The organism is Streptomyces xanthii (genome assembly GCF_014621695.1).
Lineage (GTDB): Bacteria > Actinomycetota > Actinomycetes > Streptomycetales > Streptomycetaceae > Streptomyces > Streptomyces xanthii.
Window position 1 is genome coordinate 3,916,896 of the sequence record NZ_CP061281.1, and the last position, 12,707, is coordinate 3,929,602.

The 12,707-nt window shown below is 68.8% G+C and carries 8 protein-coding genes; 7 read left to right on the plus strand and 1 reads right to left on the minus strand.

Features of this window, described 5'->3' with window-relative positions; translation table 11 throughout:
• Positions 1-5 precede the first annotated feature (5 nt).
• Positions 6-143 carry a 50S ribosomal protein L34 gene (gene rpmH, locus IAG42_RS17795; RefSeq protein WP_003949374.1) on the minus strand — a complete coding sequence of 46 codons (138 nt, stop codon included), beginning with the start codon at positions 141-143 and terminating at the stop codon, positions 6-8.
• Between the two features lie 385 nt (positions 144-528).
• On the opposite strand from rpmH, the gene dnaA reads away from it, so the two are divergent.
• The 7 genes from dnaA to gyrA all read left to right on the plus strand — a co-directional run bounded on the left by dnaA (position 529) and on the right by gyrA (position 12,702).
• Complete coding sequence (gene dnaA / locus IAG42_RS17800; protein WP_188337968.1) at positions 529-2,616, plus strand: chromosomal replication initiator protein DnaA; 2,088 nt, start codon at positions 529-531, stop codon at positions 2,614-2,616.
• Positions 2,617-3,698: 1,082 nt separating this feature from the next.
• A complete protein-coding gene (gene dnaN / locus IAG42_RS17805; protein ID WP_188337969.1) occupies positions 3,699-4,829 on the plus strand; it encodes a DNA polymerase III subunit beta in 1,131 nt (376 codons plus the stop codon).
• A gap of 167 nt (positions 4,830-4,996) precedes the next feature.
• The gene (gene gnd, locus IAG42_RS17810) at positions 4,997-5,872 is read left to right on the plus strand and encodes a phosphogluconate dehydrogenase (NAD(+)-dependent, decarboxylating) (protein ID WP_188337970.1); all 876 of its coding nucleotides are present in this window, start codon (positions 4,997-4,999) and stop codon (positions 5,870-5,872) included.
• A 134-nt stretch (positions 5,873-6,006) separates the two neighbouring features.
• Positions 6,007-7,131 carry a DNA replication/repair protein RecF gene (gene recF, locus IAG42_RS17815; RefSeq protein ID WP_188337971.1) on the plus strand — a complete coding sequence of 375 codons (1,125 nt, stop codon included), beginning with the start codon at positions 6,007-6,009 and terminating at the stop codon, positions 7,129-7,131.
• The gene (locus IAG42_RS17820) at positions 7,128-7,685 is read left to right on the plus strand and encodes a DUF721 domain-containing protein (protein ID WP_188337972.1); all 558 of its coding nucleotides are present in this window, start codon (positions 7,128-7,130) and stop codon (positions 7,683-7,685) included. The genes recF and IAG42_RS17820 overlap by 4 nt, the downstream gene beginning before the upstream one ends.
• Positions 7,686-7,959: 274 nt before the next feature.
• Positions 7,960-10,038: a DNA topoisomerase (ATP-hydrolyzing) subunit B gene (gyrB, locus tag IAG42_RS17825; protein WP_188337973.1), complete on the plus strand. Its 2,079-nt coding sequence runs from the start codon at positions 7,960-7,962 to the stop codon at positions 10,036-10,038.
• 42 nt (positions 10,039-10,080) lie between these two features.
• Positions 10,081-12,702: a DNA gyrase subunit A gene (gyrA, locus tag IAG42_RS17830; protein WP_188337974.1), complete on the plus strand. Its 2,622-nt coding sequence runs from the start codon at positions 10,081-10,083 to the stop codon at positions 12,700-12,702.
• Positions 12,703-12,707: the final 5 nt, after the last annotated feature.

The window sequence follows — 12,707 nt, forward strand, 5'->3', positions numbered from 1 at the left end:
CGCGGTCAGGCGGACAGGCGGGCGCGACCCTTGCCACGGCGGGACGCGAGAATCGCGCGGCCGGCACGGGTGCGCATACGCAGCCGGAAGCCGTGGGTCTTGGCGCGACGACGGTTGTTCGGCTGGAAGGTGCGCTTGCTCACTCGGGGGCTCCAGAAGAAATCGTGTGGTGGCGGGACATCGCCTGGCTGTCACCGTGCGCCCACGAGTAGCTCGCAATACGCCCGAGTGCACCGCTACACGCACCGCAAAGAACTTCCGGTCCGTGACCTTGCCCATCGGAGGCAGGCGGCAGCAGCCATCGACAACTCGACCTGGTTACGGTACGCGCGGCTACGCCATCCGGTCAAACCGGCAGCGCGTGAGGGACACTGTCCACAGGCTGGGGACAACAACTTGAACCGCGACGGCCGCGCTGACTACCGTGGCCGGACCCCGATTCGTTCCCTTCCCCCCACCCCACCCGATTTTCTTCCCGATCCGTCCCGAGAACCACACGTTCGTGGGACCAGCGAGAGAGCGTGCCCTGTGGCTGACGTACCTGCCGATCTTGCCGCAGTGTGGCCACGAGTTCTGGAGCAACTCCTCGGGGAAGGCCGCGGGCAGGGCGTCGAGACGAAGGACGAACACTGGATCCGGCGCTGCCAGCCCTTGGCACTCGTCGCCGACACGGCCTTGCTGGCCGTCCCCAATGAATTCGCCAAGGGCGTACTCGAGGGCCGGCTCGCCCCGGTCGTCAGCGAGACCCTGAGCCGCGAGTGCGGCCGCCCCATCCGGATCGCGATCACCGTCGACGACTCCGTGGGCGAGGCCCCCGCGCCGGCGGCCCCCCAGCCCCCGCAGCACCGCTACGAGGACACCGAGCCGTCCCCTGCCCCGGGCCAGGGGCACGACCCGTACGAGCAGCGCGACAGCCGTGAGGCGTACGACGGCGGCGGTTACGAGCGGCGCGGCATGGAGGAGCACGGGCAGGGCGGACGCGGGGAGCAGGCGGCCCCGCAGGCACCGCGCGAGGACCCGCTGCCCACCGCGCGTCCCGCCTACCCCGACTACCAGCGCCCGCAGCCGGGCGCCTGGCCCCGCCCCCAGCAGGACGAGTACAGCTGGCAGCAGCCGCGGCTCGGCTTCCCCGAGCGCGACCCGTACGCGACGCCTCCGCAGCAGCCGCAGCACGACTACCGCCAGCAGGAGCGTCCGCCCTACGAGCAGCAGGGCTACGAGCCCGAGCGCGGCGGCGGCCGGTACGGACAGCAGCCCGAGCCCTCTTCGTACGAGGAGCGCCCCTCCTATGAAGAGCGGCCCTCCTACGAGGACCGCGGAGGCTACGAAGAGCGCGCTTCTTATGAGGAGCGCTCTTCTTACGACGCGTCGCACTCCTCCCGCCCCTCGCACGGGTCGCACGAGCGGCCGCAGCGGCGCGATCCCGGCGAGACCTCGTCGATGGGCGGCGGCCGGCACGCGCAGGACACCGGGCGCCACGCCCAAGACGGTGGCCCGAGCGGACCCGGCGGCCGCGGGGTGCCCAGCGGTGCTCCGAGCCCGCTGGCCGCGCAGCCCGCGCCGGCCGCGGGTCCCGGGGAGCCGACCGCGCGACTGAACCCCAAGTACCTCTTCGACACGTTCGTGATCGGCGCGTCGAACCGTTTCGCCCACGCGGCCGCGGTCGCCGTGGCCGAGGCGCCGGCGAAGGCCTACAACCCCCTCTTCATCTATGGGGAGTCGGGCCTCGGCAAGACGCACCTTCTGCATGCCATCGGGCACTACGCCCGTAGTCTCTATCCCGGCACGCGCGTGCGGTACGTGAGCTCCGAGGAGTTCACCAACGAGTTCATCAACTCGATCCGCGACGGCAAGGGCGACTCCTTCCGCAAGCGGTACCGCGAGATGGACATCCTTCTGGTCGACGACATCCAGTTCCTCGCGGACAAGGAGTCGACGCAGGAGGAGTTCTTCCACACCTTCAACACGCTCCACAACGCCAACAAGCAGATCGTGCTCTCCAGCGACCGGCCGCCCAAGCAGCTGGTCACCCTGGAGGACCGGCTGCGGAACCGGTTCGAGTGGGGCCTCATCACGGACGTGCAGCCGCCCGAGCTGGAGACGCGTATCGCGATCCTCCGCAAGAAGGCGGTGCAGGAGCAGCTCAACGCGCCTCCGGAGGTGCTCGAGTTCATCGCGTCCCGCATCTCGCGCAACATCCGCGAGCTGGAAGGGGCGTTGATCCGCGTCACGGCGTTCGCCTCCCTGAACCGGCAGCCCGTGGACCTCGGGCTCACCGAGATCGTCCTCAAGGACCTGATCCCCGGCGGGGAGGACTCGGCCCCGGAGATCACCGCCACGGCGATCATGGCGGCGACCGCGGACTACTTCGGTCTCACCGTCGAGGACCTGTGCGGCTCCTCCCGCAGCCGGGTCCTGGTGACGGCCCGGCAGATCGCGATGTACCTGTGCCGTGAGCTCACCGACCTCTCGCTGCCGAAGATCGGCGCGCAGTTCGGTGGCCGCGACCACACGACCGTGATGCACGCGGACCGCAAGATCCGCGCGCTCATGGCCGAGCGGCGCTCCATCTACAACCAGGTCACCGAGCTCACGAACCGCATCAAGAACGGCTGACGGCGGCCCTCACGGCCGACCTGCGGGCTCCCACGGCCCGGCCCTGCGAACCCGCACCACTCCTGGGCGCTCCGGAACGACTCCGGGGCGCCCTTCTTCATGCCCGCAGTCATCCCGGAGTCATCCCGCAGCCGTGCCCGCTGCCGTGCCCGAAGCCCTCTCGTGGCGCTCTCACAGCGCTCCCACAGCCCTCCAGGACGCGCCCGATACCGGTCCGAAGCCGGTTCGAAGCCGGCCCAGAGCCCTCCTCCGCGCCGGCCGCCGCTGCGTCCACAGCCCGCCGGTGTTCGATTACCGGCCTGGTTACGGGAGTTCTCCACAGATCTGCCGGGTTTTTGCGATCCACACCCTGGGGACCGCAAAGTTGTCCAGATCCCATCCACAGGCCGGGCTGGTGACAGATCATCAGCCCAGGTCAGGTGGCTGTGGATTCGTGGACAAAAGATCTCCACAGGCTGTGGACAGAGATTTCCTCCACAGACTGTGCATTTCGTTGTCCACCGCCGACCCACAGGATGGCAGCGGTTGTGCACAGCGATCAGGCGCTTCTCCACATGGCTGTCCACTGTTCGGCAACCCGACGCGCCTCGTCACCGGGGCGAGTGAAAGGCGTCACATCGATCGTCCTTGTCACCCTGTGGGGAACCCGCCCGAAGCTGGGGACGACTCTGGGGAGAAGTGGCCCTTGCCTGTGCATCACGTGTGCAGAACTTTTCGCCGTCCACAGCGAGGGCGGGTTGTCCACCGGCTCGGCCCACAGGCCCGGTGGACAAAAAACCGGGCCTGACCTGCGGAAAGGCAGTTATCCACGGTTTCCACAGCCCCTACTACTACTCCCAACTAGAGAGAGCTGGGAATTCGTTTCGAAGTGGGGGCTGTGCACAACTTGCCGCCGGGACCCCGACCGCGCCTCGACGCGACTTGACCGAGGCGGGCAACGACTGTCAGCGCGGTGCGTCAGACTGGTCCCCGGTGTTCTCCCCAGCTGTGGGCCGAGCGACACCACGTCTGCCGACGCAGACCGCAGACCGATGACGAACGCAGGGCGAGAGCAGCCAGGCATTAGCAGGAGGCGGCTTACGGTGAAGATCCGGGTGGAACGCGACGTACTCGCGGAGGCGGTGGCCTGGGCGGCGCGCAGCCTCCCGGCACGACCGCCCGCGCCCGTCCTCGCGGGCCTTCTGCTGAAGGCCGAGGAGGGCGCACTCAGCCTGTCGAGCTTCGACTACGAGGTCTCGGCACGCGTCTCTGTGGACGCGGAGGTCGACGAGGAAGGCACGGTGCTCGTCTCCGGCCGCCTCCTCGCGGACATCTGCCGCGCCCTCCCCAACCGTCCGGTGGAGATCTCCACAGACGGTGTACGAGCGACCGTGGTCTGTGGGTCCTCGCGATTCACACTCCACACCCTCCCTGTGGAGGAGTACCCGGCGCTGCCGCAGATGCCGACCGCGACGGGCACCGTCCCGGGCGAGATCTTCGCCGCCGCCGCGCAGCAGGTGGCCATCGCCGCCGGCCGCGACGACACGCTGCCCGTCCTCACCGGTGTGCGCATCGAGATCGAGGGCGACACGGTGACCCTGGCGTCCACCGACCGCTACCGCTTCGCGGTTCGCGAGTTCCTGTGGAAGCCGGAGGACCCGGAGGCGTCCGCGGTCGCCCTGGTGCCCGCCAAGACCCTCCTGGATACCGCCAAGGCGCTGACCAGCGGTGACACGGTCACGCTCGCGCTGTCGGGTTCCGGTGCCGGTGAGGGCCTCATCGGCTTCGAGGGCGCCGGCCGTCGCACGACGACCCGCCTGCTCGAGGGCGACCTGCCGAAGTACCGCACGCTGTTCCCGACGGAGTTCAACTCCGTGGCCGTCATCGAGACTGCCCCCTTCGAGGAGGCCGTCAAGCGTGTGGCCCTCGTCGCCGAGCGGAACACGCCGGTGCGGCTCAGCTTCGAGCAGGGCGTGCTCATCCTGGAGGCCGGCTCCAGCGACGACGCACAGGCTGTGGAGCGGCTCGACGCGCAGCTGGAGGGCGACGACATCTCGATCGCCTTCAACCCGCAGTTCCTGCTGGACGGCCTGAAGGAGATCAACTCCCCGGTCGCCCAGCTGTCCTTCACGACGTCCACCAAGCCCGCGCTGCTCAGCGGCAAGCCGGCCGTGGACGCCGAGGCGGACGACGCGTACAAGTACCTGATCATGCCGGTGCGGCTGTCGGGCTGAGACGGCTGAGCGAGGCGGCCGCGCGGGTTCGCCTGCGCGGCTCCGTCCACAGGTGTGCACGGAGGTCCGGGTTTAGGCTCGGACCCGGTACGAGCCCCGCGCCACGCGTGCGTGCTCGTACCGTGCGCACCACCTCTCGCCCCGTCGCAACGTAAGGATCACCACTGATGGAGCTCGGTCTCGTCGGCCTCGGCAAGATGGGCGGCAACATGCGCGAGCGCATCCGCCGCGCAGGCCACACCGTCATCGGCTACGACCGCAACCCGGACCTCGCGGACGTCCACAGCCTCGAGGAGCTCGTGGGCCGTCTCCAGGGGCCCCGCGTGGTGTGGGTGATGGTCCCGGCCGGCGCCGCGACCCAGTCGACCATCGACGAGCTCGGTGAGCTCCTGCAGCCCGGCGACGTCGTCGTCGACGGCGGCAACTCCCGCTGGACGGACGACGAGAAGCACGCCGAGGAGCTGGCGGCCAAGGGCATCGGATTCGTCGACTGCGGCGTCTCCGGCGGCGTCTGGGGCCTGGAGAACGGCTACGCGCTGATGTACGGCGGCTCCGCCGAGGACGTCGCGAAGGTCCAGCCGGTCTTCGACGCCCTGAAGCCGGAGGGCGAGTTCGGCTCGGTGCACGCGGGCAAGGTCGGCGCCGGCCACTTCGCCAAGATGGTCCACAACGGCATCGAGTACGCCATGATGCAGGCCTACGCCGAGGGCTGGGAGCTCCTGGAGGCCGTGGACTCGGTGACCGACGTCCGCGAGGTCTTCCGCTCCTGGCAGGAGGGCACGGTCATCCGCTCCTGGCTGCTGGACCTGGCGGTCAACGCCCTCGACGAGGACGAGCACCTCGACAAGCTGCGTGGTTACGCACAGGACTCCGGCGAGGGCCGCTGGACCGTGGAGGCCGCCATCGACAACGCCGTGCCGCTGCCCGCGATCACCGCGTCCCTCTTCGCGCGCTTCGCCTCGCGTCAGGAGGACTCGCCGCAGATGAAGATGATCGCGGCGCTGCGCAATCAGTTCGGCGGCCACGCCGTCGAGAAGAAGTAGTCCACAGAAGCAGTCGAGAACGTAGTCCACAGCTGTAGACCGGTGCGGCGGTGATCCACAGATGTGGACACCGCGACCGAAGCACCTGCAGTGACCGCAGTACCGAGCACGTTGGGGGAGGTCGGCCCACGACCATGCACGTCACGCATCTGTCGCTGGCCGACTTCCGCTCGTACGCCCGGGCCGAGGTGGCGCTCGAACCGGGCGTCACCGCGTTCGTGGGGCCCAACGGTCAGGGCAAGACGAACCTGGTGGAGGCCGTCGGCTACCTTGCCAACCTCGGCAGCCACCGTGTCTCCTCCGACGCGCCGCTCGTCCGCATGGGCGCCGAGCGCGCCGTCATCAGGGCCCAGGTGCGCCAGGGCGACCGCCAGCAGCTCGTCGAGCTGGAGCTGAACCCCGGCAAGGCCAATCGCGCCCGCATCAACAGGTCCTCGCAGGTCAGGCCGCGGGATGTGCTCGGCATCGTGCGCACCGTCCTGTTCGCGCCGGAGGACCTCGCGCTCGTCAAGGGCGACCCCGGCGAGCGGCGCCGCTTCCTGGACGAGCTGATCACGGCCCGCTCGCCCCGCATGGCCGGCGTGCGCTCCGACTACGACCGCGTCCTCAAGCAGCGCAACACGCTCCTGAAGTCCGCCGCCCTGGCCCGCCGGCACGGCGGCCGCACCATGGACCTGTCCACGCTCGACGTGTGGGACCAGCACCTCGCGCGCGCGGGCGCGGAGCTGCTCGCCCAGCGTCTCGACCTGATCGCGACGCTGGAGCCGCTGGCCGACAAGGCCTACGAGCAGCTGGCGCCCGGCGGCGGCCCGCTCTCCCTGGAGTACAAGCCGTCCTCGCCCGAGCTCGTCGGCCACGCGCGCGAGGAGCTCTACGAGCAGCTGCTCACCGCCCTGGAAGGCGCCCGCAAGCAGGAGATCGAGCGCGGTGTGACCCTGGTGGGCCCGCACCGCGACGAGCTCCTCCTCAAGCTCGGCCGGCTGCCCGCGAAGGGCTACGCGAGTCACGGCGAGTCCTGGTCGTACGCGCTGGCGCTGCGCCTGGCCTCGTACGACCTGCTGCGGGCGGAGGGGAACGAGCCGGTGCTCGTCCTCGACGACGTGTTCGCCGAGCTCGACGCGCGCCGCCGGGAGCGCCTCGCGGAGCTGGTGGCGCCCGGCGAGCAGGTCCTCGTGACGGCCGCCGTCGACGACGACGTGCCGGACGTCCTGACCGGCACCCGGTACGCGGTGTCCGAGGGGACCGTGGAGCGGCTGTGAGCGACCAGACGTCCGGCTCGGAGAAGCCCGGCCCCGAGTCGAAGCCGGCGCCTGAGCCGTCCGGTGTCGACCTCGCGCGCGTGGCCCTGCGCGCGGCGAAAGAGGCCGCACGCGCGCGTGGAGCTTCCGCGCAGCAGAAGAAGCAGGTCCGCCGCGGTGGCGGCCTGCGTTCCGGTGCGCGCGCCGACGGCCGGGACCCGATGGGCCTCGGTGCGGCCATCAACCGGCTGATCACCGAGCGCGGCTGGGAGACGCCGGCCGCGGTGGGCGGCGTCATGGGCCGCTGGCCGCAGATCGTCGGCGAGGACCTCGCCAAGCACTGCGTGCCGCAGAAGTACGACGAGGACGAGTGCGTCCTGGTCGTGCAGTGCGATTCGACGGCCTGGGCGACGCAGGTCCGCATGCTGGCTCCGCAGCTGGTCAGAAGGCTGAACGAGGATCTGGGCCACGGCACCGTGCGCCGTATCGACATCAAGAACCCCGGCTCGGGACCCCGTCGCTACGGGCCTTTGCGCGCCCCTGGAAGCACCGGTCACGACGACACCTACGGGTGACAGGTCGGCCACGGTTGCTGGGGGTTGACACCCCGAAGCGCTGAGTGCCGCTGTGAGCCTCTTGGAGCCCCGCTCCGCATAGGGGGAGTCGGCCGAGACCGGTTGAGGGCGGCACATGCGGACTCAGGTACCGGCAAACCCCCATCACTGTCAGTGCTACCGGTACACTGGAGAGCAATCCCGCCCCACTTGTGGGACGCACCGAGCAACGCTGACAGGGCTTACCGAACAAACACGCCGCAGCCGCTCCGGCCACCAACCGGGAGCTTGGCTTGTGCTGTGCCAGAAAGGGCGCTTCGTGGCCGATTCCGGCAACCCCAACGAGAACATCCCGACCACCGACGATGACGCGCGCGCGAACGTAGGAGCGACAGACGCCTCCTACGACGCGAGCGCGATCACCGTCCTCGAAGGGCTGGACGCGGTCCGCAAGCGACCTGGCATGTACATCGGCTCGACCGGTGAGCGTGGTCTGCACCACATGGTGCAGGAGGTCGTGGACAACTCCGTCGACGAGGCGCTGGCCGGTCACGCGGACACGATCGACGTCACGATCCTTCCCGACGGCGGCGTCCGCGTCATCGACAACGGCCGCGGCATCCCCGTCGGCATCATCCCCTCCGAGGGGAAGCCGGCCGTCGAGGTCGTCCTGACCGTCCTGCACGCGGGCGGCAAGTTCGGCGGCGGCGGCTACGCCGTCTCCGGTGGTCTGCACGGCGTCGGTGTCTCCGTCGTCAACGCGCTGTCCACGCGCGTGTCCGTCGAGATCAAGACCGACGGCCACCGCTGGACCCAGGACTACAAGATGGGCGTCCCGACCGCGCCCCTCGCGCAGCACGAGGCCACCGACGAGACCGGCACCTCGGTCACGTTCTGGGCCGACGGCGACATCTTCGAGACCACCGAGTACTCCTTCGAGACGCTCTCGCGGCGCTTCCAGGAGATGGCCTTCCTCAACAAGGGCCTGACGATCAAGCTCACCGACGAGCGCGAGTCCGCCAAGGCCACGGCCGGCGCGGACGCCAAGGAGGCGACGGACGACACCGCCTTCGAGCCGCGCTCGGTGACGTACCACTACGAAGGCGGCATCGTCGACTTCGTGAAGTACCTCAACTCGCGCAAGGGCGAGCCGGTACACCCCTCCGTGATCGACATCGAGGCCGAGGACAAGGAAAAGCTCCTGTCCGTCGAGGTCGCGATGCAGTGGAACAGCAGCTACAGCGAGGGCGTCTACTCCTTCGCGAACACGATCCACACGCACGAGGGCGGCACCCACGAAGAGGGCTTCCGCTCCGCGCTGACCGCGCTCATCAACAAGTACGCGCGCGAGAAGAAGCTGCTCCGCGAGAAGGACGACAACCTCACGGGTGACGACATCCGCGAGGGTCTGACCGCGATCATCTCGGTCAAGCTCGGCGAGCCGCAGTTCGAGGGCCAGACGAAGACCAAGCTGGGCAACACCGAGGCGAAGACGTTCGTCCAGAAGGTCGTCCACGAGCACCTGAACGACTGGCTCGACCGGAACCCGAACGAGGCCGCGGACATCATCCGCAAGTCGATCCAGGCGGCCACCGCGCGCGTGGCGGCCCGCAAGGCGCGCGACCTGACCCGCCGCAAGGGCCTGCTGGAGTCCGCCTCGCTGCCGGGCAAGCTCTCCGACTGCCAGTCGAACGACCCCACCAAGTGCGAGATCTTCATCGTCGAGGGTGACTCCGCCGGTGGCTCGGCCAAGTCCGGCCGCAACCCGCAGTACCAGGCCATCCTGCCCATCCGAGGCAAGATCCTGAACGTCGAGAAGGCGCGGATCGACAAGATCCTGCAGAACCAGGAGATCCAGGCACTGATCTCCGCCTTCGGCACCGGAGTCCACGAGGACTTCGACATCGAGAAGCTGCGCTATCACAAGATCATTCTGATGGCGGACGCCGACGTCGACGGTCAGCACATCAACACGCTGCTGCTGACGTTCCTGTTCCGCTTCATGCGCCCGCTCGTCGAGGCCGGTCACGTCTTCCTGTCGCGCCCGCCGCTCTACAAGATCAAGTGGGGCCGGGACGACTTTGAGTACGCGTACTCGGACCGCGAGCGCGACGCGCTGATCGAGCTGGGCAAGCAGGCCGGCAAGCGCATCCGCGACGACTCGGTCCAGCGCTTCAAGGGTCTCGGTGAGATGAACGCCGAGGAGCTGCGCATCACGACCATGGACCAGGAGCACCGCGTCCTCGGCCAGGTCACGCTCGACGACGCCGCCCAGGCCGACGACCTGTTCTCGGTCCTCATGGGTGAGGACGTCGAGGCACGCCGCTCGTTCATCCAGCGCAATGCCAAGGACGTCCGCTTCCTCGACATCTGAGTCGGTCTCAGCTGACCGCCGCAGAAAGGATCTTCACCAGCAATGGCCGACGAGAACACTCCCAGCACTCCCGAAGAGGGCCAGGGCGAGGTCGCGATGCGCATCGAGCCCGTCGGGCTCGAGACGGAGATGCAGCGCTCCTACCTCGACTACGCGATGTCCGTCATCGTGTCCCGCGCGCTGCCCGACGTACGTGACGGCCTCAAGCCCGTCCACCGCCGCGTCCTGTACGCCATGTACGACGGCGGCTACCGGCCCGAGAAGGGCTTCTACAAGTGCGCCCGCGTCGTCGGTGACGTCATGGGCAACTACCACCCCCACGGCGACTCCTCGATCTACGACGCCCTGGTGCGCCTCGCCCAGCCGTGGTCGATGCGCATGCCGCTGGTCGACTCCAACGGAAACTTCGGCTCTCCGGGCAACGACCCGGCGGCCGCCATGCGCTACACCGAGTGCAAGATGGCGCCGCTGTCCATGGAGATGGTCCGGGACATCGACGAGGAGACCGTCGACTTCACGGACAACTACGACGGCCGCTCCCAGGAGCCGACCGTCCTGCCGGCCCGCTTCCCGAACCTGCTGATCAACGGCTCCGCCGGCATCGCGGTCGGCATGGCGACCAACATCCCGCCGCACAACCTGCGCGAGGTCGCCGCCGGCGCCCAGTGGTACCTGGAGAACCCGGAGGCCTCGCACGAGGAGCTCCTGGACGCCCTCATCGAGCGCATCAAGGGCCCCGACTTCCCGACCGGCGCCCTCGTGGTGGGCCGCAAGGGCATCGAGGAGGCGTACCGCACGGGCCGTGGCTCCATCACGATGCGCGCGGTCGTCGAGGTCGAGGAGATCCAGAACCGCCAGTGCCTGGTGGTCACCGAGCTGCCCTACCAGGTCAACCCGGACAACCTCGCCCAGAAGATCGCCGACCTCGTCAAGGACGGCAAGATCGGCGGCATCGCCGACGTCCGCGACGAGACGTCGTCCCGTACGGGCCAGCGCCTGGTCATCGTCCTCAAGCGGGACGCGGTCGCCAAGGTCGTCCTGAACAACCTGTACAAGCACACCGACCTGCAGACGAACTTCGGCGCCAACATGCTGGCGCTCGTCGACGGTGTGCCGCGCACCCTCTCCCTGGACGCGTTCATCCGCCACTGGGTGACGCACCAGATCGAGGTCATCGTCCGCCGGACGAAGTTCCGCCTGCGCAAGGCCGAGGAGCGCGCACACATCCTGCGCGGCCTCCTGAAGGCCCTGGACGCCATCGACGAGGTCATCGCCCTCATCCGGCGCAGCGACACCGTGGAAGTGGCGCGAGAGGGCCTCATGGGCCTCCTGGAGATCGACGAGATCCAGGCCAACGCCATCCTCGAGATGCAGCTGCGCCGTCTGGCCGCCCTGGAGCGCCAGAAGATCGTCCAGGAGCACGACGAGCTCCAGGCGAAGATCAACGAGTACAACGCGATCCTGGCCTCGCCCGAGCGGCAGCGCCAGATCATCAGCGAAGAGCTGCAGCAGATCGTCGACAAGTTCGGCGACGACCGCCGCACCAAGCTGGTGCCCTTCGAAGGCGACATGTCCATCGAGGACCTCATCGCCGAGGAAGACATCGTCGTCACCATCACGCGCGGTGGCTACGTCAAGCGCACCAAGACCGACGACTACCGCTCCCAGAAGCGCGGCGGCAAGGGCGTGCGCGGCACGAAGCTCAAGGAAGACGACATCGTCGACCACTTCTTCGTGTCCACGACGCACCACTGGCTGCTCTTCTTCACCAACAAGGGGCGCGTCTACCGCGCGAAGGCCTACGAGCTGCCCGACGCCGGCCGCGACGCCCGCGGCCAGCACGTGGCGAACCTGCTGGCCTTCCAGCCGGACGAGGCCATCGCCGAGATCCTCGCGATCCGCGACTACGAGGCGGCGCCGTACCTGGTCCTCGCGACCAAGGCCGGCCTCGTCAAGAAGACGCCTCTGAAGGACTACGACTCGCCCCGCTCCGGCGGCGTCATCGCGATCAACCTGCGTGAGGCGGCGGACGGTTCGGACGACGAGCTGATCGGCGCCGAGCTGGTCTCGTCCGAGGACGACCTGCTGCTCATCAGCAAGAAGGCGCAGTCCATCCGGTTCACCGCGACGGACGACGCACTGCGCCCGATGGGCCGTGCGACCTCGGGTGTGAAGGGCATGAGTTTCCGCGAGGGCGACGAACTGCTCTCGATGAATGTCGTCCGGCCGGGTACGTTCGTCTTCACCGCCACCGACGGTGGGTACGCGAAGCGCACCAACGTCGACGAATACCGTGTCCAGGGTCGCGGTGGCCTCGGAATCAAGGCCGCCAAGATCGTGGAGGACCGTGGTTCTCTCGTCGGCGCCCTGGTGGTCGAGGAGACCGACGAGATCCTCGCCATCACCCTGTCCGGCGGTGTGATTCGTACGCGAGTCAACGAGGTCAGGGAGACGGGCCGTGACACCATGGGCGTCCAGCTGATCAACCTGGGCAAGCGCGATGCCGTCGTCGGCATCGCACGTAATGCCGAGGCCGGTCGCGAGGCCGAGGAAGTCGACGGCGACGTCCCGCAGGACGGGGACGACGTCGTGACCGACGAATCGACCTCGGACGAGACGGCCTCCGGAACGACGGACGAGGGCGGGCAGTCCTCGGCCGAGTAGCGCGA

Bases quoted from the DNA above. Each gene is read 5' to 3' on its own strand.
- gyrA (WP_188337974.1), top strand. From the start codon at position 10,081: ATGGCCGACGAGAACACTCCCAGCACTCCCGAAGAGGGCCAGGGCGAG.
- gnd (WP_188337970.1), top strand. From the start codon at position 4,997: ATGGAGCTCGGTCTCGTCGGCCTCGGCAAGATGGGCGGCAACATGCGC.
- recF (WP_188337971.1), top strand. From the start codon at position 6,007: ATGCACGTCACGCATCTGTCGCTGGCCGACTTCCGCTCGTACGCCCGG.